This is a genomic window from Streptomyces sp. NPDC002742 (assembly GCF_042888885.1).
In the GTDB taxonomy this organism is placed as follows: domain Bacteria; phylum Actinomycetota; class Actinomycetes; order Streptomycetales; family Streptomycetaceae; genus Streptomyces.
The window spans coordinates 46,903-68,007 of record NZ_JBIAQF010000014.1; the positions used below are offsets into that span (position 1 = coordinate 46,903).

The following is a 21,105-nucleotide window of genomic DNA, read 5'->3' on the forward strand; positions in this document are numbered from 1 at the left end:
ACCGTTGGTCCCTGGGCCGCCGTCCGACCGGCCCTCCCTGCGGGCCGGGTTCTTCGTGACGGCCCCCACCGTCCGGCCTCGGGGCGCGCCCCTGTCCGCGTGACGGCTGCGCGGAACGGGTGCGCGCCCCCGAGGTCAGCGGGCCCGGCCGGGCGGGCCCGCGTTCAGTGCTGCTCGGCCGGGGCGGGGCTGTCGTCGATGAAGCCGCCCGACTGGTGGCGCCACAGCTTCGCGTAGGCGCCGTCGGACGCCAGCAGTTCCTGGTGCGTGCCCTGTTCGACGATCTTCCCGCGGTCGAGGACGACGAGCCGGTCCATGGTGGCGACCGTGCTCAGCCGGTGCGCCACCACGAGCGCCGTGCGCCTCTCCATGAGCCGCCACAGCGCCTCCTGGACGAGGATCTCGCTCTCGGAGTCGAGGGCGCTGGTCGCCTCGTCGAGCAGCAGGATCGGCGCGTCGCGCAGGATCGCGCGAGCGAGGGCGACCCGCTGGCGCTGGCCGCCGGAGAGCTTGATGCCGCGCTCTCCGACCATGGTGGCGAAACCGTCCGGCAGCGCGTCGGCGAACTCCGTGACATGCGCCGCCTCGGCCGCGCGGCGGATCTCCGCCTCGGTGGCGTCCGGACGGGCGAAGGCGATGTTGTCCCGCAGGGTGCGGTGGAACATCGCCGGGTCCTGCGGCACGTAGGCGATCAGGCTGCGCAGGTCGGCCTGGCGCAGCTTGCTGATGTCCTGGCCGCCGATCAGGATGCGGCCGTCGTCGATGTCCGTCATCCGCAGCAGCAGCCGGGTGAGGGTGGTCTTGCCTCCGCCGGACCGGCCGACCAGACCGATCTTCGAGCCGCTGGGCACGGCCAGTTCGAGCCCGGTGAACAGCGGCTTCGCCCCGCCGTGGGTGAAGGTCACCTGTTCGAAGCGGACGTCGGCGGCGCGGGACCGCAGCGGCTCCGGAGCGACCGGGTCGAGCACGGTCGGCGGCGTCATCAGCAGTTCGGTGAACTGGGCGGCCTCCGTCATCGAGCTTTCCAGACGGCGGTAGATCTGGTTGAACTCGAACATGATCCGGGTCGCGTTGGCGTAGTACGTGAAGGCGACCACGACCGCCTCGACGCCGTGCTCACCGCCGCCGAGCGTGATCGCGAGCAGCAGGCCGAGCGCGTTGGTCAGGACGGACATCGGCGCGACGAACGTGTCGATGCGCAGGTTGCCGTAGTCCCACGACCGCAGGGTGAGCCGCCGCGACGCCGCGACCCGGGAGCGGTGCTCGGCCGCCTCGCGCTCCTCGGCGGCGAAGGCCCGGACGGTGTCCATGTTCATCAGGCTGTCGGCGACATGGCCCGAGACCCGGGCGATCGCCTCCTCGCGCTGGTCGACGAGTGCCTGGCGGCGCCGGATGAGCGGCACCACGCACACCCCCGTCACGGCGATCATCACCAGGAGTCCGACGACGAGCAGCGGTTCGTAGCGCCACAGCACCACCGACCCGAACAGGAGCGGTACGAGGCTGCCCACGACCTGGAACGTCATCGTGTCGACGAATTCCTCGAAGCGGGAGGCGAAGCTCAGCACCCGCTTCGTGAGCGAGCCGGCGAAGTTGTCGTGGAAGAACGAGGCGTCCTTGGCGAACAGTTCGTCCATGCCGATCACGTACAGCCGCTCGATGCCGAGGGCGTCGAGGCGGTTCAGGCAGTGCAGACCGAGGCGCCAGAACGCCTCCGCGAGCAGCAGGACGCCGCCGAAGGCGAGGACGTAGGGCAGCGCGGCGCCGATGGAGACACCCCTGCCGTCGCCCGCGATACGGCCGACGAGCTTCGCGACGATGAGCGGCGCGACGTAGCTGATGCCGATGTTGCCCAGGGCCGGCATCAGCATGGCGGGCACCGTCAGCCGCCGGAGTCTGCGCAACTCCCTTCCGTAGTAACGAAGCGCGAGGAGCACAGAGCCCCTGCGCGGTAAGGCCTTGCGCGATTCAGGACGTGCTTCAGGAGATGCCATCCCAACCCTGTGTCGTCGTACGGCGGCCCGCCGCGCCTCACGCGGTTCACGAAAGACGCCGACGTATGTACGCATATGGGCAGGCCTGGAGTTGCAGTGTCCCGTGACGGCGGCCATACGGTCCAAGCGTTTTTCTCGGCCATCGGGCCGTCCCGGACAGCTGTACGACCTCAGCCGGCGGGAGTGGCGGGCCACCGCGGACGACGGCGACCGGGTACGACAGAGGCCGCTTCCTCGGTGCTGAGGCGGGTACGGCCCAACCGCCCCGGTGGTCTTCGAGGTTGCGACCCGGCCGGCGATCCTCACGTGGCAACGGCCGGCACCGGCCCTGTTCACCTCAGGACGGTGCCGGCCACGAGCAGGCGCGGCTTGGTCGCCACCCCCGCGTCAAGGGGTGACGACCAATCGCCCGATGGCGTCGCCGCCCGCGAGTCGGTCAAGCGCTTCGTTGACCCGGTCCAGCGGGTACTCGGCGTCCACATGGCCGCGGATCAGTCCCGCGCCTGCCAGTCGCATGACCGTGTGGGCGGCGCCGAGGGTGGCGCCGACCGAGCCGCGGATCTCGGTCTCGCGGACGACCACGTCGAGCACGTCCAGACGGGCGGGCCTTGCCGTGTAGCCGACGAGGACGACCCGGCCGCGCGTGCCGCGGTCTCCACACGGTCGCCGACGTCACCTACCTCGACATCGGGGACACCGAATCCCTCGCCACCGAGGTCCTCGACACCGTCAACCGGCTCGCGTCCCGGGCCACCGAGACCGGGGCGGCGAGTCCGACCTCGTAGTCCGTGCCCTTGCGCCATTCGCCCTGGACACGGGGCGGGAGTCGTCACGAACTCGGCGCACTCCGCCCTCGCCCGTACCCCGACAGCGAGCACGGAACCTGGATCTTTGAGATTCCTCCGCGGTGTGCGGGAGGTAGCCATCAGTTGGTCAGGGCGGGTTGACGTGGCCTCAGGTTCACTGGTTCGGCCGTTGCCCGCGTCCAGCACGCACACCGGCACGTCGCCGTCTTCGCCACCAGCTCGCCGTCGGCTGTGGCCGGCCGCGGCCGGCCACAGCCCAGCCCAGTCCCTCGCCACCTCCGCGACCGCGGTGGATGGACGCGACCGGAGCGGCACCGGTCCGCGGAGGGCGGGAAGCGTGTCGGGGCGACGGACCGTACGGCGCGCCGCTGACCGGGTCAAGGTGCGTTTGACGCAGTCAGGCGCACCGGTCCCCGAGTGGTCCCCAGGAAAGATCAAGGGGCCGTTTCAGATCTCCTCTGAAACGGCCCCTGATCTTGCGACTTCGTAAAGTCGGGACGACAGGATTTGAACCTGCGACCCCTTGACCCCCAGTCAAGTGCGCTACCAAGCTGCGCCACGTCCCGATGCCCGTCTGACCTGGGGTTTCCCTGGTTGGACGCGCACGGAAACAATACCGCACTCGTGCCGGTGGTCGCGCATCCGTTTTGCGCGGGCCCGACGGCCGGCGTCGCGCGGAACCGGACGGGCGGTACGCGTCGGCGGTGACATCACCTTTGGCCGAGGACGCGTGATCGCCCTCGGAACGATCACGGTGGAGCGACCGCGGGCACCCCTGCCCGCCCTGGCCTGCCCCACCGGTGAATGCCCGGCTGCACGGATACGCGGGCGCCTTTCGGGCCGGCCCGCTCACACGGCTCGGCCGTTGTCCCGCCGGGCCGGTTCGAGCGGTGCGGCGGTGGTGGTCCGCAGCCGGGGCACGGGGCCGTCGACGCGCACCAGGTCGCGGATCGCGGGCACCGCGAGCAGGGCCGTGGAGACCACCAGGGTCATGACGCCGGCTGTGAGCAGGACGTTGTCGGCGCCGAGGGCCGCGGCGGCGGGTCCCGCGAGTGCCTGGCCGACGGGCATCATCGCCAGGGAGCCCGCGACGTCGTAGGCGTGGATGCGGTTGAGGACGTCGGGCGCGACCTGCGTCTGCACGCTGGTCGCCCACATGACGCCCCACAGCGACGTGCCCGCTCCGGCGATCACCGCTGCCAGCGATATCGCGGCCACGCCGAGTCCCGCCCCGACGGACGCGGGAAAGCAGGCGAAGGCGAAGAGGGCGAACGAACCGGCGCGCAGCATGCGGCGCGGACGCAGCCGCAGGGCGACGAGCCCGCCGATCACGGTACCGGCGCCGAGGGCCGAGTTGATCAGACCGTAGGCACGGGGGCCGTGCCGCTGCACCACCTCGGCCGCCACCAGGGGGACGGTCGGGCCCCAGACGGAGATCATGTAGACGCACCAGATCACGATGACCGCCCACAGCCATGTACGGGATCTGAACTCCCGCCACCCTTCGGCGAGATCGGCCTTGAAGCCGGCGCTGTGGGCCCGGCTTCCGGGGGCGGCCGGGGGCAGGCGGAGCAGCACCAGACACACGGCGCTCAGCGCGAAGGTGCCCGCGTGGGCCACGAAGACCCCTCCCGCGGAGGCGAAGGCGACCAGCAGACCCGCCAGGGCGGGGCCGGCGAGCTGGGCGGCGGACTCGGCGATCCGGATGGCGCCGTTGGCTCCCTGTACGTCGGTGGCGAGGCGGGGCACGGTACTGGCGACGCCGGGCTGGAAGACGGCGCCCGCCACGCCGTTGACCGCGCCGATCACGCAGATCTGCCAGAGGATCACGTGGTCGGCGAAGAAGAGGGCCGCGGCTGTGGACTGGGAGACCAGCCGCACGAGGTCGGCGCCGATCATCAGCTTGCGGGTGCTGAAGCGGTCGGCGATCACTCCACCGAAGATCACCAGTCCGGCGAACGGGGCGGCCGACGCGGCCATCGCGAGGCCGACGGCACCCACCCCGTAGCCGTACCGCAGCAGTCCCGCGGCGAGGGCCACCGGCAGCATGGTGTCACCGAGCCGGGCGAGGGCACGAGCGACGAAGAACAGGGCGAAGTCACGCGACCAGACGGGCCGGGGCGGCCGGTCGACGGCGTGTGCGTCTGCGTCGATCTCCCCCCGTGCCGCGCGGCCGGGCGGCTCTTCGTACAGCGGCCCCTCGCCCGATGACGTCATGGTCATCCCGATCGTGCCCCTCCCCCTGACCTGCCCCCACGGCTCCCCCACGAAGCCGTCCTCGCTCTTCGCTCCCGCTTCGGATCATGCCACGGGGCACCGACAACGAAGGAGCCGTTTCAGCCGGCGGACGGGAGCCCCAACTCGGGGTGGGCGTCGACCAGTCGGGGCGGGGCCGCCTGACGCCAGGAGTCGGCGAGGATGTCGCGGAGTTCGTCGTCGTCCTCCAGGGCGGCGAGCCGGGCCCGGACCCAGGCGAATCCGGCCTCGTGGTCGGCGATCCAGAACTTTCCCGGCTCGGCCAGGACCAGTTCGTCGCGTTCCTCCTTCGGGCAGCGCACCGCGATGGAGGTCTCCGCCTCGGGCAGCGTGGCGAACATCTTTCCCGCGACCCGGAAGGTGGGCATGCTCCAGGCGATCTTCTCCGACGTGTCCGGCAGGGAGAGGGCGATACTGCGTACGGCTTCGGCATCCGGCATGAGACGCACGCTAGCCAACGGCACTGACATCGACGCGGCGAAGCGCGACGGCAACGCGCCACGTCAACGGTGGGGCGGGCCGTGCAGCGCCCACCGCGGATCCGACGGCCCGGCGGCCCGGCCTCGCTCCGCAACCGGCGTAAGCGCGGCTCGCGCCGTGGCCGGCCGACGGGCCCGTACCCCTACCGGGGCCGAGCCCGGGTGACAGGGTTCGGCGCCGCCGGTCCGGTCTCCCCACCGGAGCCGAGCCCGGGGTCACCCTTCGCCCGCGGACGCTCCCAGCCTCTTGTAGAAGATCGTCGTCGGACGCAGTTCGCCCGACGGCGTCGCCGCGTAGTCCGGTATCGCCCCGAGCCGGGTCCAGCCCGCTGAGAGGTAGAGGGATTCGGCGGGGCTGTCGGTCTCGGTGTCCAGGTGGAGGAGGGTGATTCCCGCGGCGGCCGCCTTCCTCTCCGCGGTCGTCAGGAGCGTACGGCCGAGGCCCTGACCGCGGCCGTCCCGGTGGACCATCAGCTTGACGAGTTCGGCGCGGTGGCGGCTGTTGGGTTTGTCCGGGAAGGCGAGGGTGACGGTGCCGAGCAGCCGGTCGTCGCCGTGTGCGGCCCAGACCGCGAGGTGCCCGGCCGAGACCGCGTCCGCGCGCTCCCGCCACCAGGCGAGCGCCGCCGCGCGGTCGAGCGGGGCGAGGAATCCGATCGAGGCGCCACCGTCCACGGTGTCGGTGAGCAGGTCCGCCAACTCATCGACCACACCATGGAGTTCGGCCGGGGTGAGACGTGCGACGGTGATCACGGCAGCACCACCGCCAGCACGTACCGCACATCCTCGGGACCGGGGCAGCGAAAGCGCGTCGGGCCCCACACCCGCAGCCGGAGGCAGTCCCCGGCATCGAGGCGGTGTTCGACGTCCTGCGCGGTCACGTCGAGAGTTCCGTCGACAACCCAGATGTGCTGCTCCAGGCCGGCGACGGGGGGCCTGTCGTACGCGATGTCCGCGCCGGCCACGAGCCGCCCTTCGACCAGTTCACCGCGTAGTCCCGCGTACGGCGGAGACACCGATCTCCGGACGAATCCGGAGGCCTTGTCCGTCCAGATCGCCTGGTCGGCCGCGCGGACCAGGAGCGCGGATTCCCCCTCCACCTCGCTGAGCAGGTGCGACATGGTCCGCCCGTACACATGGCAGAGGCGGTTCAGGAGGGAGGCAGTGGGGCTGATCTCGGCGCGCTCGACACGGGAGAGGGTCGACCGGCTGATCCCGCTGCGCTCCGTCAGCTCATCCAGGGTCCAGCCTCGTTCGGTCCTCAGCTCGGCCAGCCGCGCCCCGAGCCGGGCGTCGACCCCGGCATCGCCATCGCTTCTCATATCCGGGATGCTATCCCGGATATGAGAAGCGATGGGAGTCAGTCGACGGTCGCGGCTCGCGTCAGGGCCTCCAGGACGGGCCGGATCAGCGGATGCCCCTCCGCGCCACGGCGTACGGCGGCGAAGACGCGGCGGGTGGGCGCGATGCCGTCGACCGGACGCACGACCACACCCGTGAGCTCCATGCCCCGCAGCGCCGAGCGGGGCACCAGGGCGACGCCCGCGTCGGCGGAGGCGAGGGCGACGACGGCGCGGAAGTCGTCCGAGGAGTGTTCGAGGCGCGGCTGGAATCCGGCGTTCTCGCAGGCCAGGACGACCACGTCATGGCAGGGGTTGCCCGGGTACGGGCCGATCCACGGGTCCTTGGCCAGCTCCGCGAGCGGCACCTCCTCGGCGCCCGCCAGGCGGTGGGTGACGGGGACGACCGCGTCGAAGGGCTCGGCGTAGAGCGGGACGTGCGTCAGCCGCGGGTCGTCCGCGTCCGGGGCGCCCCGGTACTCGACGGCCACCGCGATGTCGACCTGCCGGTCGAGCACCATCGGCAGGCTGGCGTCGCCCTCGGCGTCCTGGACGCGGACAAGGATTCCGGGCGAGGTGACGGCGAGGCGGGCCAGGGCGGGGGCCACGACCAGGCCGATGCCCGTCGCGAAGGAGGCCACCGTGACCGTACCGGCGGAACCCGAGCTGTACGCGGCCAGCTCGGCCTCCGCGCGCTCCAGTTGAGCGAGGACGGCATTGGTGTGGCCGAGCAGGATCTCGCCCGCGGGCGTCAGCCGTACCCCCTTGGCGCCGCGCTCGACGAGCCGGTGCCCCGTCTCCTGCTCCAGGGCGGTCAGCTGCTGCGAGACCGCCGAGGGCGTGAGATAGAGCGCGGCGGCCGCCGCCGTCACCGTGCGGTGGTCGGCCACCGCACGAAGGATGTGGAGCCGCCGCGCCTCGATCATGCGACCGATTCTCTCAGGTCACACGCCATTTCCGGCCATCAGGCCGGTGTGCGCCCCGGGCGTGAGGGCGCACACGGTGTCAGACGTCGAGTTCCGCGCGCGCCGCCACGAAGGCGTCCACGGCCCGGTTCACGTCCTCGGTGGAGTGTCCCGCGGACAGCTGTACGCGGATACGGGCCTTCCCTTGCGGGACGACCGGGTAGGAGAAGCCGATCACGTACACGCCACGCTCCAGGAGCAGCTCCGCCATCCGGCCGGCGACGGACGCGTCCCCGATCATCACGGGGGCGATCGCGTGGTCGCCGGGGAGGATGTCGAAGCCCTCCGCGGTCATCCGGGAGCGGAACAGCGCGGTGTTCTCGGCGAGCCGGACACGCAGGTCGTCGGCGGATTCCAGCAGGTCGAGGACCTTCAGGGAGGCCGCGGCGATGACCGGCGCGAGCGTGTTCGAGAAGAGGTACGGGCGGGAGCGCTGGCGCAGCAGGGCGACGATCTCGGCGCGGGCCGCGACATAGCCGCCGGAGGCGCCGCCGAGGGCCTTGCCGAGGGTGCCGGTGATGATGTCGACGCGGTCCATGACCCCGTGCAGCTCCGGGGTGCCGCGGCCGCCGGGGCCGACGAAGCCGACGGCGTGCGAGTCGTCGACCATGACCATCGCGTCGTAGCGGTCGGCGAGGTCGCAGATCTCCTTGAGAGGGGCGACATAGCCGTCCATCGAGAAGACGCCGTCGGTGACGATCAGACGGCGGCGCGCGTCGGAGGCCTCCTTGAGCTGGGCCTCCAGGTCGGCCATGTCGCGGTTCGCGTACCGGAAGCGGCGCGCCTTGGACAGCCGGATGCCGTCGATGATCGAGGCGTGGTTGAGGGCGTCGGAGATGACCGCGTCCTCCGCGCCGAGGAGGGTCTCGAAGACTCCGCCGTTGGCGTCGAAGCAGGAGGAGTACAGGATCGTGTCCTCCTGGCCGAGGAACGCGGACAGCCGCTCCTCCAGTTCCTTGTGCACCTCCTGCGTACCGCAGATGAAGCGCACGGAGGCCATGCCGTAACCCCAGCGGTCGAGCGCCGCGTGGGCGGCGGCGACTACCTCGGGGTGATCGGCCAGACCGAGGTAGTTGTTCGCACAGAAGTTCAGTACCTCACCGGGGCGGCCGCCCGAGGTGACGTTCACGGTCGCGGACTGCGGGCTGCCGATGACCCGCTCGGGCTTGTGCAGCCCGGCGGCGCGGATCTCGTCGAGGGTGGTGCGGAGGTCGTCGCGCACGGAGTCGAACATCATCAGTTCCTTAGAGTCCTCAGAGGGTCCAGTCGAGAATGACCTTGCCGCCGCGGCCGCCGGCCGCGTCGTCGAACGCTTCCTCGTAGTCCCGGAATCCGTAACGGCCGGTGATCACGGGCGACAGGTCGAGGCCGCTCTCCAGGAGAACCGACATCGCGTACCAGGTCTCGAACATCTCGCGGCCGTAGATGCCCTTGATCGTGATCATGGAGGTGACGATCCGGGACCAGTCGACCGGGAACTCCTCGGACGGCAGGCCCAGCATCGCGATCCGCCCGCCGTGGGTCATGTTGGCGATCATGTCGCGCATGGCCTCGGGGCGGCCGGACATCTCCAGGCCGATGTCGAAGCCCTCGCGCAGGCCGAGCGTGCGCTGCCCGTCGGCGATCGTCGAGCCTCCGACGTTGAGGGCGAGGCTGACGCCGATCTTGCGGGCCAGCTCCAGGCGCTCCTCACTCACGTCGGTGATGACGACGTTGCGGGCGCCCGCGTGGCGTGCCACCGCGGCGGCCATCAGGCCGATCGGGCCGGCGCCGGTGATCAGGACGTCCTCGCCGACCAGCGGGAAGGACAGCGCGGTGTGCACGGCGTTGCCGAACGGGTCGAAGATCGCGGCGACATCGAGGTCGACCGGGACGCGGTGCACCCACACGTTCTGGGCGGGCAGCACGACGTACTCGGCGAACGCGCCGTCGCGGCCGACGCCGAGGCCGACGGTGGCACGGCAGAGGTGACGCCGCCCGGCGAGACAGTTGCGGCACTTGCCGCAGACCAGGTGGCCCTCGCCGCTGACGCGGTCGCCGATGTTGATGTCGGCGACGTCCCGGCCGGTCTCGACGACCTCGCCGACGAACTCGTGGCCGAGGACGAGCGGCGTCCTGATGGCCTGCTGCGCCCAGCCGTCCCAGTTGCGGATGTGCAGGTCGGTGCCGCAGATCCCGGTCCTGAGGACCTTGATCAGTACCTCACCGGGGCCGGCCTGGGGCTCCGGAACGTCCGTGAGCCAGAGTCCGGGCTCCGCCTTCTCCTTGACCAGCGCCTTCACTCGACGGCTCCTGTGCGTGAGATCCCGGGAAAGAGCACGCCGAAGGAGGCCCGCACCGGGGAGAGGGGTGAATTCACCCAGGAATCTGCCGTACGACGGTGCCCTTGGTCCATCGAGGATTTCTTAAGCGCGGCCCCAGCTTTCCTTCACACCCCAGTTCTCCCTAGCCCTGCCCGTGGTCTGATGTCGGACCGCCGGAGTGGCCCAAGAGGGGGACTGCGCCGGCGGAGGTGACTACGTGGACATGCATGATTCCCGTCCCATGGGGGCTCATCACATACATCAAGCGCGGGCCCCGGGTGGCCGCCAAGGCCGGTCCCCCGCGTCCCGGCACGTCGTCAGATCCCGTGGGCTCCCTCCCGCCGTTCGAGCCGCTCGACCAGCTCGGCCGCCATCGACTTGATGGTCTCCAGGCCCGCTCTTCCCCACGGGCGCGGCTCGACGTCCACGACGCAGATCGTGCCGAGGGCGATGCCGCTGCGGTCGATCAGCGGGGCACCGAGGTAGGAGCGGACGCCGAACTCGTCGACGACCGGATTCCCGGCGAAGCGCGGGTAGTCGCAGACGTCCTCCAGGACGAGAGCCTTGCGGCGCACCACCACGTGCGGACAGAAGCCGTGGTCCCGGGCCATGTAACGGCCCGGTTCGGGCTCCCTCCCGTCCGCGGCCGCTGCCGCTGCCGCTGCGAGGCCGGTGCCCCGCCCGCTGCCGTCCGGGGTGTGCAGGCCGGCGAAGAACTGCTGTTGCTCGTCGATGAAGTTGACCATCGAGTAGGGCGCCGCGGCGACCTCCGCGAGGCGGTCCGCGAAGGCGTCGAAGGCCGGCTCGGAACGCTCCCCGAGACCCAGCCGGCGCAGGCGTCGCACCCGGGCGGGGGCGTCCTTGTCCTCCGGTGTGAGCAGCAGACGACCGGCCGGCCGCGGCGGGTCGTAGGTCATGTACGGGCTCCGTGGCTCGGGGCATGGGCCGGGGCGTGGGCGAGCAGGTGACGGACCAGGGTGAGCAGGGTCTGCACCCCCGAGCTGGAGATCCGGGCGTCGCAGCACACGACGGGGATCCCGGGGTCGAGGTCGATGGCCGCGCGCACCTCGGCCGGGTCGTAGCGGTACGAGCCGTCGAACTCGTTGACCGCGACGATGAACGCGAGACCGCGCTGTTCGAAGAAGTCGACGGCCGCGAAGCAGTCCTCCAGGCGTCGCGTGTCGGCGAGGATCACCGCGCCGAGCGCGCCCTCGGAGAGCTCGTCCCACATGAACCAGAACCGCTCCTGCCCGGGTGTGCCGAACAGATAGAGCACATGTTCCGGATCCAGGGTTATGCGGCCGAAGTCCATCGCGACGGTCGTCTCGACCTTGTTCTCGATGCCGTCGAGCCTGTCGGTCGAGGCGCTGACCGTGGTCAGCAGTTCCTCCGTACTGAGCGGCGCGATCTCGCTCACCGCGCCGACGAACGTCGTCTTGCCGACCCCGAACCCTCCCGCCACCAAGATCTTCAGCGCGGTGGGGAAGGGGTCAGAGCTGTCGTCGTAATCCATCGAGCACTGCCTCCAGAAGAGACCGGTCAGTGGGGTTGTGGTGGAACTCCGGGGGCTTCGTGGTGAGCGCCCCGCAGTCGACGAGGTCGGACAGCAGCACCTTGGTGACCGCCGCCGGCAGCTTCAGATGGGCGGCGACCTCCGCGACCGAGACCGGTGCCCGGCAGCGTTCGAGTGCCTGGCTGTGCTCGGGGCCGAGATGGCCGAGCGGTGTGGCTCCGGTGGCCATCACCTGGGAGAGGAGGTCGAGCGCGGTCGTCGGCCGGGTCCGGCCGTTGCTGACGGTGTAGGGGCGCACCAGGCGTCCCGCCGCGTCATCGAGCCAGGGCCCGTCGCCGGCCGCGGCCACGCTCAAGACCTCATCGCCGAGGGTTCGACGGCGTGCTGTCGGGGTGCGGTGACCAGATAGGGCCGGACGCTCTTGACCAGCATCGCCATCTCGTAGCCGAGCACGGCCGCGTCGGCCTCGCGGCCCGCGAGCACGGCGAGACAGGTGCCGGAGCCGGCCGTGGAGACGAACAGCAGGGTCGAATCGAGTTCGACGACGACCTGGCGCACCTCGCCGCCGTCCCCGAAACGCACGCCCGCGCTGCGCCCGAGGGAGTAGAGGCCGCAGGCCAGCGCCGCCATGTGGTCGGCGCTGTCCGGGTCGAGGCCGTGGACCGACTTCACGAGCCCGTCGCAGGAGAGCAGCACCGCACTCGTGGTGTGCGGTACGCGCTGTACGAGGCCGCTCATCAGCCAGTCGAGATCGGATACGTGGCGGGTGGGCGCTTCGCTCGCCATGGGGGATCGACTCCTTGAGGTACGAGGGTCCGCGGGAGCGGTGGGGGCGGAGATGGGGGTGGGGGTGGAGATGGGGGTGGAGATGGGGGTGGGGGTGGAGATGGGGGTGGAGATGGGGGTGGGGGTGGAGGTGGGGGTGGTCATCCGGCCGGTGTGCTCCCGTCGCGCCGGGCGCCGCGGTCGTGTCCGGACGGTGTCTCGCGGGCGTGCGGCGCCTGTACGCGCGTCGCGCGAGCCTCGTCCGGATGGGCCGTCGGCGTGCCGTCCGTCAGGTGTGCGTGCGGGGGGTCGCCGCTGTCGGCAGGGGTGCCCATGGACAACTCCTCGTGCGCCCGGCCCACACCGTCCCCGCGCGGCTCTTCCAGGCGCGCCCGGTCCGGGAACGACGCCGGGGCCGCCGACTCGGCCGTCGGCGACGCTCCCCGGACCGGCTCCGGCTGCTCCCGGCTGGCCCGATCGGCCCCGGCGGCCTCGGCGCGCCCGATCCCGCGCTGGAACGCCGCCATGAGGCCCGGGTCGTGGCCGACGAGATGCTCCGGGTTCGGGCGGGGGGCGGGGGCTTCGCGCAGTTGGGGAACGATGTGTTCCTGAGCGCGCCGCTTGGGCAGGTGGGGCCTGTCCATGGTGCCGCGCACGACGCCGGCGCGCGGTGTGGGCGGCATGGCCGCGTTCTCGGCGGCGGCGAGCCGGTCCTCGGGGCGGATGCCGGGGACGGCCTCGGCCGGATTGGGCCGCTCCGAACGGGCGCCGCGCACAGGGAGCGGCGAGGAACCGCCGCGACCCTCGCCCGGCGCGGCACGCGGAAGTGACTGCTCCCCGCGCGGCGACTGCCGGGGAACCGGGGCCACCGGGCGGCCCCCGGGAAGGACCGGAACCTGGACCGGCACCGACTGCGTGGGTCCGGGTCCGAGGGCCGGCCGGTGTCCCCCGTTCGTGTGCCGCGACGGCGCCACCGTCACGTCCGCGTCCTCGAGGGCGCCCGGCTTCGGTCCCGACAGTCCCTGCGGGACCACGAGCACGGCCTGGACGCCGCCGTAGATGTTGCTCTGGAGCCGTACCTGGATGCCGTGCCGACGGGCGAGCTGCGAGACCACGAACAGTCCGATGCGCCCGTCCTGGAGCAGACCGGCGACGTTGACCTGGTCGGGATCGGCGAGCAGGGCGTTCATCTTGTCCTGTTCGGCCGCCTGCATGCCGAGCCCGCGGTCCTCCACCTCGATGGCCAGTCCCGACGTGACCAGGTCGACCCGCAGCAGCACCTGGGTGTGCGGGGCCGAGAACACCGTGGCGTTCTCTACGAGTTCGGCGACCAGGTGGATGACGTCGGCGACCGCGTGGCCGCGCAGGGTGCCGTCGATGGGGGGCACCAGCTTGACCCGCGAGTACTGCTCGACCTCGGCGATCGCGGAGCGCAGCACCTCGGTCATGGAGACGGGGTTGCTCCACTGACGGCGCGAGACGGCGCCACCGAGCACGGCCAGGTTCTCGGCGTGGCGTCTGATGCGGGTGGCCAGGTGGTCGACGTGGAAAAGTCCCTTGAGGAGGTCCGGGTCCTCGATCTCGTTCTCCAGCTCGTCGAGGATGGAGATCTCGCGGTGCACGAGGGACTGCAGGCGCCGGGCCAGATTGACGAAGACCTCGACCTTCTGCTCGCTGCCCGCGTGGCTGGAGAGCCGCGAGGCCTCCACGACGGCCGTCACGGCGCCGTCGTGGGCACGGGTGATGTCTGCGGCGAGCAGTTCGAAGTCGTCGGCGTCCGCGGGAGGACGGCGGCGCGTCCTGCGCGCGGGCGGGTCCTCACCGCGGCGCAGCCCCTCGACGACGGCGCGCAGATCGGTCTCGGTGCGGGCGCTGGTGCGGCGCAGGGCTCCCATGCGTTCCCGTACGGACGTGGCGGCGCGGTCGGCGGCCACGGCGGCGATCAGGATGCCCGCCAGTGCCACGCCCACGGCTCCGGCGAGGACGGCCCACAGGATCGGGCCGGGCCGGGCGCCGGTGGAGCGGACGGTGAACAGTACGGCGGCGCACGCGCTGAGGGCCACCGCGGTCGGCGGCAGGACCGCGAGGCGCAGCAGCTGGGGCCGCAGGTGCGTCTCGGGCGGCGAAGGGGTGGTACGGGCGGCCGGTCGTCCGTGCCGCCCGCCCTCACGGCGGTCTGCGCGTGCGGCCGGTGCGCGAAGGTGAGACATCGGCTTCCTCGTACTGGATGCGTCGGGGGCACGGAGCTCCCGCGGGTCTGCGCGACTCGGGCGTGTGCCATAGCGGTGCCGGTCGAGAGAGCCGAAAAAATCGGCCCTGCGTCGCCCGTCGGCAACTGACAGTAGTCGCCAACGCATCATGTGCGGTGGGCTGTTGACAAACTCCCCGAGGTAGCGTCCCGCTCTGGTATGACGCGTCGCACGGCTGACCGATAACCCTGCCGGACACACGTTCGCGTCGAACCCTGGCTCGATCAGGGCTGGTCGGAAGCGGTCACAAGCAAAAGGCGAGGGCCGAGGAGCGTTTCGCTCCTCGGCCCTCGCCGTGGATCGGTCGATCAGCCCGCGGACACCGTTTCGGGCTCCCCGGTGCCCTCCGTCGAGCCGCCGGCGACGTCACCCGGCGTGTCGGCTGCGACGCTCTCCTCGACGACCGGCCAGCCCTCCTTCGGCGTACGGGCCACGCCACGCCACCACGGCTCGGCGGGAACGGTCTCGGCCGTGGGCTCGAACGGCTCGCCGGGACGCGGCAGCGCGACGCGCGCTCCGACCGCGCGGGCGGCGGCCAGCGTGCCCTCGCCCGGGTCGGACCAGGCGTGGGTGGAGAGATTGAACGTCCCCCAGTGGATCGGCAGCATCACTCCGGAGGGCTGCCCGCCCTGGAGATCCAGGTGGGAGCGCATCCCCTCCTGGGGCGTCATGTGGATGTCGGGCCAGAAGTCGCTGTACGCGCCGATCTGGATCATCGTGGCGTCGAACGGGCCGTGGGCGGCGCCGATGTCCTTGAAGCCCTGGAAATAGCCGGTGTCGCCGCTGTGGTAGATCCGGTGGGTGTCGCCCTCGGCGACCCAGGAGGCCCAGAGGGTGTGCTGTGTGTTGCGCAGGCCGCGACCGCAGAAATGGCGCGCCGGCGTCGCCGTCAGGGTGATCCCGCCGACCTTGGTCGACTCCTGCCAGTCCAGCTCGCGGATCCGGTCCACCGAGACGCCCCAGTGCTCCAGATGGGCTCCGACGCCGAGCGGCACGGCGAACACCGTGTCCGTGTCGGCCAGCGCCTTGATCGTGGGCATGTCGAGGTGGTCGTAGTGGTCGTGCGAGATCACCACGACATCTACCGGGCCGAGCGCCGCCAGCGGCAGGGGCACCGGGTGCAGTCGCCTGGGACCCGCGAAGGCGAACGGGGAACAGCGCTCGCCCCAGACCGGGTCGAACAGCACGCGGTGGCCGTCGATCTCGGCGAGGACGCTGGAGTGCCCCATCCAGGTGAGCCGCAGCCCGGTCGCGGCGGGCCTGGCCAGGTCGGCGAGTGTCGTCGCGTGCACCGGCACCGTCCCGGCCGGGGAGCGGTGGGCGCGCTCCTCGCTGCGGAAGTAGACCTTCGCGAACTCCAGCATCGAGCCGTCGGGCCGGGTGCGGGCGGTCTCCGGGTTCTGGAACACGCCGTCCGCGAAGTTCGGCGAATTGCGGATGCGCCGCATGCGCGCACCACCCGGATCCGCGCCGAAGGCGGCGGGCCGCAGCGCGCGGAGCCCGGAGCTCAAGGTACGGAAACCGGTCACGGATACCTCCAGATGGAGTCGGTCAGGCCTTCATTATGGTCGTCGCCTCTGACAGCGCCGGGTCGCCCCGGTCACGAGGCGATGTCCGTGACCCTGGGTCTGTATGTGCTCAACCCCGGCGCGCCCGCGCTTCTTCCACACGTGGGAAACGTTCCGGGCGCCACCGCGCCACCGCGCCCTCCGATGGCCGCCGGTGGCCCCTCGCCGTGCGATCACGTCCGGGTACGGGCCGGGTTCACCGAGCGGACCCGCACCGCTCCGCAGCGTCACCCCCGGGCACCCCGGCGCCGCCACTGACGGTCGATTCAGTGCGTCGGCCCGACCCTGCCCTCATTCCCATACTGACTCGTGGTTCAGTAGACTGGTCACCGTCCCAGTGGCCCGAGGGTCACGCCGTCCGTCCCCCTGGAGACACCGTGTCCGACCTCCCCGCCGCGAAGACCGTGGGCGCTCCCGTCAGCGCGCGGAGCGCCGGCGCGCGGACTCTGTGATGGGCGAGACGCTCACCGGCGGCGAGGCACTCGTCCGCGCCCTGTGCGGCCACGCCGTGACCCGGGTCTTCGGCATCCCCGGAACGCACAACCTGGAGATCTACCGCCACCTGTCCTCGTACGGCATCCGGCACGTCCTGACGCGCCACGAACAAGGTGCCGGTTACGCGGCCGACGGCTACGCGCGCGTGACCGAACACCCGGGTGTCGTGATCACGACGACCGGACCCGCCCTGCTGAACGCGGCGGCGGCCATCGGCCAGGCGTACTCGGACAGCGTGCCGCTGCTCGTCGTCTCCCCCGGAATGCCGCTGCGCCATCCGCGGCTGGCCACCGGTCTGCTCCACGAGGCGCGCAGTCAGACGGAGGCACTTCGGGGCGTGGCCGCGTTCAGCCATCGCGTGTCCTCGGTCGCGGAGATCGACGCGGCGGTGGCACGCGCCTTCACGCTGTTCCGCACCCGTCGGCCGCGCCCCGCGCACATCGAGATTCCCCTCGATCTGCTGGAGGCCACCGAGGAGACCGGTCCGGTCCGTCTCACCCCGCCCGCCGTTCCCCTCGCCCCCGTCGCGGCGGCCGTGGAGCGGGCCGCCGAAGCCCTGCGCGGGGCCCGCCGTCCGGCCCTCGTGCTCGGCGGCGGAGCGCGCGGCGCGGCCGTTCCGGGCCTCGCCCTGGCAGAGACACTGGGCGCTCCCGTCCTCACGACGGCCAACGGCAAGGGGATCGTCCCCGAGACCCACCCGCTGTCCCTCGGCGTGTCCCTCCACAGCCCCTCGATCCAGAAGTGGCTCACGGAACGCGACGCGGTGCTCGCCGTCGGTACCGAACTCGCCGAGTCCGACCTGTGGTCGGCGCCGCCCGCCCTCGACGGCACGCTGATCCGCGTGGACCTGGACCCTGACCAGATGTACGCGGGTCTCCCGGCGGACATCGCCGTCGTCGGCGACGCCCGGCTGTCCCTGACGGCCCTGCTCGCCGCCGTCGTGTCGTCCGGCGGTGTACGCCACCGCGCGCGCGTGGCGGACGACGACCCCGTCCGGCGGGCCGCGGTCCTGCGGGCCGCCCGGAACGCCGAGACCGCCGGACGGGACTCCCGCTGGATCCCGTACCTGCGGGCCGTCCGTTCCGTCCTCGCCGAAGACGCCGTGATCACCTCGGACAGCGCCCAGTGCTGCTACTACGGAGCACTCCCCCATCTCCCGCTCGGCCCGGAGGGCCGCTATCTTCACCCGACCGGCTTCGGAACGCTCGGCTACGCGCTGCCCGCGGCGATCGGTGCCAAGGCGGCGTGCCCCGACCGCCAGGTGGTGGCGCTCAGCGGGGACGGCGGCCTCCAGTTCACGGTGCAGGAACTGGCGACCGCGGTACAGCTGCGCCTCCCGCTGCCCGTCGTGGTGTTCGACAACGGCGGCTACGGGGAGATCCGCGACGAGATGGCCGCCCGGGGCGACACCCCCACGGCCGTCGACCTCGCACCGGTCGACCTGCCCGCCCTGGCCCGCGCCTACGGAGGACAGGGCACGCACGCGTACAGCCCGGACGAGCTGGCCGCCGCGCTGACCGAGGCACTGCGCACCCCCGGCCCCACCCTGATCGCCATCCCCGAGGAGACCCCATGACCGCCCCCTTGATGACGCTCACCTGGACGGACCATGTCACCGGCCGCCCTGGATATCTCGTCGTCGACCGGCTCGTGCGCGGCGTCTCCAGCGGCGGTCTGCGGATGCGGCCGGGCTGCACCCTGGAGGAGGTCACCGGGCTCGCCCGCGGCATGACCATGAAGGAGGCCCTGCACTACAACCCCGAGGGCCGGTACATCCCGCTGGGCGGCGCCAAGGGCGGTATCGACTGCGATCCCCAGGACCCGGCGGCGTACGGCCTCCTGGTGCGCTATCTGCGTGCCATGCGCCCCTACATCGAGGCCTTCTGGACCACCGGCGAGGATCTAGGGCTCAGCCAGGACCTGGTCGACCGGGCCGCCGAGGAGGCGGGCCTCGTCTCCTCCATCCAGGCCGTGTACCCGCTGCTCGACGACGAGGCGGCGGCCCGGAAACGGCTCGCGGACGCCTTCGCGGTCGAGGTGGACGGCATCGGCCTCGACGAACTGGTCGGCGGCTGCGGCGTCGCCGAGTCGGTGCTCGCCGCCCTGGACCGGGCCGGGTTGGAACACGCGGGAACGCGCGTCGCCGTGCAGGGACTCGGGACCATGGGCGGGGCGACGGCGCGTTTCCTCGCGCGCGCGGGGCTGAGGATCGTGGCCGTCGCCGACGTCAAGGGAACCATCGCGAACCCGGACGGCCTCGATGTCGAGGCGCTGCTCGGGGCGCGGGACGCGTACGGAACCGTCGACCGCGCGGTGCTGCGCCACGCCGACCGGGAACTCCCCGGCGACGCCTGGCTGTCCGCCGACGTCGATGTGCTGGTGCCCGCCGCGGTGTCCTACGCGATCGACACGTCGAACCAGGGCGCGATCAGGGCCCGTTGGATCGTCGAGGCGGCCAACATGCCCGTCCTCGCGGACGCGGAACTGCTGCTCGCCGCGCGCGGGGTCACCGTCCTGCCGGACGTCGTGGTCAACTCCGGGACGAACGCTTGGTGGTGGTGGACCCTGTTCGGCGACATCGGCGCCGACGCGGACGAGGCGTTCACCCACACCCGGCGCTCCATGCGCGCCCTGATCGACCGGACCCTCGCGCGCGCGGAGGCCGACGGAACGACGCCGCGGGCCGCCGCCCACGCCATCGTCACCGACCGGCTGCCGGTCATCGCGGAGCGGTACGGGTGGTACCGGTGAGGACGCGGAGCCGCTGACCCGCCTCCACCGCCACCTCGTCGGGCCGGTCGCCGCTCCGCCGCGCGGCGACGCCGGGAATCCGCGCCGCGGCGGCTCCGGGAGTCCGCGCCGAGCACGGCGATTCCCTGGAGGGAATTGAGGCGCGGGCCGGGCCGAAGCAGAGTCGGTGTCGTCAGAGCGACCGCGCGAAAACGCGCACCGACCCGCACGAGGAGCACCATGCCCGCCATCGACGCGCAGGACCTGATCGAGCGCTACATCGGCGTCTGGAACGAACCCGACCCCGAGATCCGCCTCAAGTGCGTTCACGAGCTGTGGGCCAAGGACGGTGTGCATCTCCTGCGCCCCCCGCAGGAGATGCACGACCGGGCCGTGTCCCTCGGCTTCGGCACCGCCGTACTGGAGGCCAGGGGCCACGACGAACTGCACGCGCGCGTGACGCGTGCCTACGAGGAGTTCGTGGCTCCTGGGACGTACGTCTTCAGGATCCAGGAGCCCGCCCGCCGGCTGGACGACGTGATCACTTTCCGGTGGGAGTCCTTCCACACCGGGGACGGACAGGTCACGGGTGGCGGGCTGGAGTTCCTCGTCCTGGACGAGGACGGTCGCATCGAGGCCGACTATCAGTTCGTCGACTGAGGCCGGCCACAGTCGACGAACTGACCCTGCCGGTCCTGACCGGGCCCAGCCGGACCGATCGGACCGATCGGACAGCCGGGCTCCGGGCTCCCGGCTCCCGGCTCCCGGCTCCCGGCTCCCGGCTCCCGGCTCCCGGCTCCCGGCTCCCGGCTCCCGGCTCCCGGCTCCCGGCTCCCGGCTCCCGGCGGGATCGTCGGTCCTGCCCCGCGGGAGCGTCAACTCCTGTCGGGCCCCTTCCCGAAGTGCTGTGTAGGGTTGCCGCGTGGCGAGAGTGCGGTTGAGCGTGGCGGAGCGGCGTGAGGAGTTGCTGCGGGCCGCCGTCGAACAGATCGAGGCGCGGGGTGTGGCCGCGGTACGGATCGCCGACGTGGCCTCGTCCCTCGGCGTGAGCAACGCGCTGGTGCTGTACCACTTCTCGACGAAGGAGAAGCTGGTCGCCGCCGCTTTCACCTACGCGGCCGAGGACGACCTCGCCCATCTGCGCAAGCTGCTCGGCCGCCGTACGACGGCATTGCGACGCCTTCGGACCGCCGTGCGCTGGTACGCCCCGACAGGGCAGGCGAAGGGCTGGCGCCTGTGGATCGAGGGCTGGGCGGTCGCCCTGCGCGAGCCCGCGCTGCGCGAGGTCACCCGCGATCTCGACAGGCAGTGGAAGGCCGCGATGACCGAGGTGATCGCGGAGGGCGTGGCCGCGGGCGAGTTCCACTGCCCGGACCCCACGAGCGCGGCACTCAGACTGACGGCGCTCCTGGACGGACTGGCCGTCCAGATGACGGCGTACTCGGGAGCCGTTTCACGGGCGCGGACCCAGGAGTGGGCGGACGAGGCCCTCGCCCGTGAACTGGGCCTTGAGCGCGAGGCGTTGATGGCGGCGGTGCGCTAGCACGCCTGCTGGGCCCGGCGCTGCGCCGCGCGGCGCTGCCCCGACGGCGAGCACGGCCGAGACCCGGAGGGGGAGGGTTCGAACCCGAACCGCCCCGGA

General features: G+C 72.0%; 20 protein-coding genes and 1 tRNA gene. 5 read left to right on the plus strand and 16 right to left on the minus strand.

Annotated features, from left to right (window positions below; all coding sequences use genetic code 11):
* Window positions 1-164: 164 nt before the first annotated feature.
* Entirely contained in the window at window positions 165-1,994 is a 1,830-nt protein-coding gene (locus tag ACFYW8_RS25110; RefSeq protein WP_389080200.1) for an ABC transporter ATP-binding protein, read from the minus strand.
* A gap of 387 nt (window positions 1,995-2,381) precedes the next feature.
* The gene (locus ACFYW8_RS25115; protein ID WP_389080203.1) at window positions 2,382-2,585 is read right to left on the minus strand and encodes a zinc-binding dehydrogenase; all 204 of its coding nucleotides are present in this window, start codon (window positions 2,583-2,585) and stop codon (window positions 2,382-2,384) included.
* A 17-nt stretch (window positions 2,586-2,602) separates the two neighbouring features.
* On the opposite strand from ACFYW8_RS25115, the gene ACFYW8_RS25120 reads away from it, so the two are divergent.
* On the plus strand, window positions 2,603-2,779 hold the full coding sequence (locus ACFYW8_RS25120; protein ID WP_389080205.1) for a hypothetical protein: 177 nt from the start codon (window positions 2,603-2,605) through the stop codon (window positions 2,777-2,779).
* Window positions 2,780-3,292: 513 nt separating this feature from the next.
* Here ACFYW8_RS25120 and ACFYW8_RS25125 read toward each other — a convergent pair.
* From ACFYW8_RS25125 to ACFYW8_RS25190, 14 genes are all read right to left on the minus strand, one after another.
* Window positions 3,293-3,366: transfer RNA gene (locus ACFYW8_RS25125), tRNA-Pro, on the minus strand.
* Between the two features lie 283 nt (window positions 3,367-3,649).
* Window positions 3,650-5,017, minus strand: coding sequence for an MFS transporter (locus tag ACFYW8_RS25130; protein WP_389080659.1), 1,368 nt, complete (start codon window positions 5,015-5,017; stop codon window positions 3,650-3,652).
* A gap of 119 nt (window positions 5,018-5,136) precedes the next feature.
* Window positions 5,137-5,496, minus strand: coding sequence for an MmcQ/YjbR family DNA-binding protein (locus tag ACFYW8_RS25135; protein ID WP_389080207.1), 360 nt, complete (start codon window positions 5,494-5,496; stop codon window positions 5,137-5,139).
* 255 nt (window positions 5,497-5,751) lie between these two features.
* Window positions 5,752-6,285, minus strand: coding sequence for a GNAT family N-acetyltransferase (locus tag ACFYW8_RS25140; RefSeq protein WP_389080662.1), 534 nt, complete (start codon window positions 6,283-6,285; stop codon window positions 5,752-5,754).
* Window positions 6,285-6,857: a helix-turn-helix domain-containing protein gene (locus tag ACFYW8_RS25145; RefSeq protein WP_389080210.1), complete on the minus strand. Its 573-nt coding sequence runs from the start codon at window positions 6,855-6,857 to the stop codon at window positions 6,285-6,287. The genes ACFYW8_RS25140 and ACFYW8_RS25145 overlap by 1 nt, the downstream gene beginning before the upstream one ends.
* 38 nt (window positions 6,858-6,895) lie before the next feature.
* Window positions 6,896-7,801 (minus strand): LysR family transcriptional regulator, encoded by a 906-nt coding sequence (locus ACFYW8_RS25150; protein ID WP_389080213.1) that lies wholly within the window; start codon window positions 7,799-7,801, stop codon window positions 6,896-6,898.
* Between the two features lie 79 nt (window positions 7,802-7,880).
* Window positions 7,881-9,074: a glycine C-acetyltransferase gene (locus ACFYW8_RS25155; RefSeq protein WP_389080665.1), complete on the minus strand. Its 1,194-nt coding sequence runs from the start codon at window positions 9,072-9,074 to the stop codon at window positions 7,881-7,883.
* A gap of 19 nt (window positions 9,075-9,093) precedes the next feature.
* The gene (gene tdh / locus ACFYW8_RS25160; protein ID WP_365869726.1) at window positions 9,094-10,122 is read right to left on the minus strand and encodes an L-threonine 3-dehydrogenase; all 1,029 of its coding nucleotides are present in this window, start codon (window positions 10,120-10,122) and stop codon (window positions 9,094-9,096) included.
* 338 nt (window positions 10,123-10,460) lie between these two features.
* Complete coding sequence (locus ACFYW8_RS25165; RefSeq protein ID WP_389080217.1) at window positions 10,461-11,060, minus strand: GAF domain-containing protein; 600 nt, start codon at window positions 11,058-11,060, stop codon at window positions 10,461-10,463.
* Window positions 11,057-11,656 carry an ATP/GTP-binding protein gene (locus ACFYW8_RS25170; protein WP_365869724.1) on the minus strand — a complete coding sequence of 200 codons (600 nt, stop codon included), beginning with the start codon at window positions 11,654-11,656 and terminating at the stop codon, window positions 11,057-11,059. Before ACFYW8_RS25170 ends, ACFYW8_RS25165 begins: the two co-directional genes overlap by 4 nt.
* Complete coding sequence (locus ACFYW8_RS25175; protein ID WP_365869723.1) at window positions 11,634-12,005, minus strand: DUF742 domain-containing protein; 372 nt, start codon at window positions 12,003-12,005, stop codon at window positions 11,634-11,636. Before ACFYW8_RS25175 ends, ACFYW8_RS25170 begins: the two co-directional genes overlap by 23 nt.
* A 2-nt stretch (window positions 12,006-12,007) precedes the next feature.
* Complete coding sequence (locus tag ACFYW8_RS25180) at window positions 12,008-12,442, minus strand: roadblock/LC7 domain-containing protein (protein ID WP_365869722.1); 435 nt, start codon at window positions 12,440-12,442, stop codon at window positions 12,008-12,010.
* A gap of 140 nt (window positions 12,443-12,582) precedes the next feature.
* Window positions 12,583-14,631 (minus strand): ATP-binding protein, encoded by a 2,049-nt coding sequence (locus tag ACFYW8_RS25185; RefSeq protein ID WP_389080224.1) that lies wholly within the window; start codon window positions 14,629-14,631, stop codon window positions 12,583-12,585.
* Window positions 14,632-14,978: 347 nt separating this feature from the next.
* Window positions 14,979-16,199 (minus strand): MBL fold metallo-hydrolase, encoded by a 1,221-nt coding sequence (locus tag ACFYW8_RS25190; RefSeq protein WP_389080227.1) that lies wholly within the window; start codon window positions 16,197-16,199, stop codon window positions 14,979-14,981.
* 490 nt (window positions 16,200-16,689) lie between these two features.
* Here ACFYW8_RS25190 and ACFYW8_RS25195 point away from each other — a divergent pair, with 490 nt between their 5' ends.
* From ACFYW8_RS25195 to ACFYW8_RS25210, 4 genes are all read left to right on the plus strand, one after another.
* Window positions 16,690-18,309, plus strand: coding sequence for a thiamine pyrophosphate-binding protein (locus tag ACFYW8_RS25195; RefSeq protein ID WP_389080230.1), 1,620 nt, complete (start codon window positions 16,690-16,692; stop codon window positions 18,307-18,309).
* Entirely contained in the window at window positions 18,306-19,484 is a 1,179-nt protein-coding gene (locus ACFYW8_RS25200) for a Glu/Leu/Phe/Val dehydrogenase dimerization domain-containing protein (protein ID WP_389080233.1), read from the plus strand. Before ACFYW8_RS25195 ends, ACFYW8_RS25200 begins: the two co-directional genes overlap by 4 nt.
* Before the next feature lie 219 nt (window positions 19,485-19,703).
* A complete protein-coding gene (locus tag ACFYW8_RS25205) occupies window positions 19,704-20,123 on the plus strand; it encodes a hypothetical protein (protein ID WP_365869718.1) in 420 nt (139 codons plus the stop codon).
* Between the two features lie 262 nt (window positions 20,124-20,385).
* On the plus strand, window positions 20,386-21,006 hold the full coding sequence (locus tag ACFYW8_RS25210) for a TetR family transcriptional regulator C-terminal domain-containing protein (RefSeq protein ID WP_365869717.1): 621 nt from the start codon (window positions 20,386-20,388) through the stop codon (window positions 21,004-21,006).
* The last annotated feature ends 99 nt before the right edge of the window (window positions 21,007-21,105 follow it).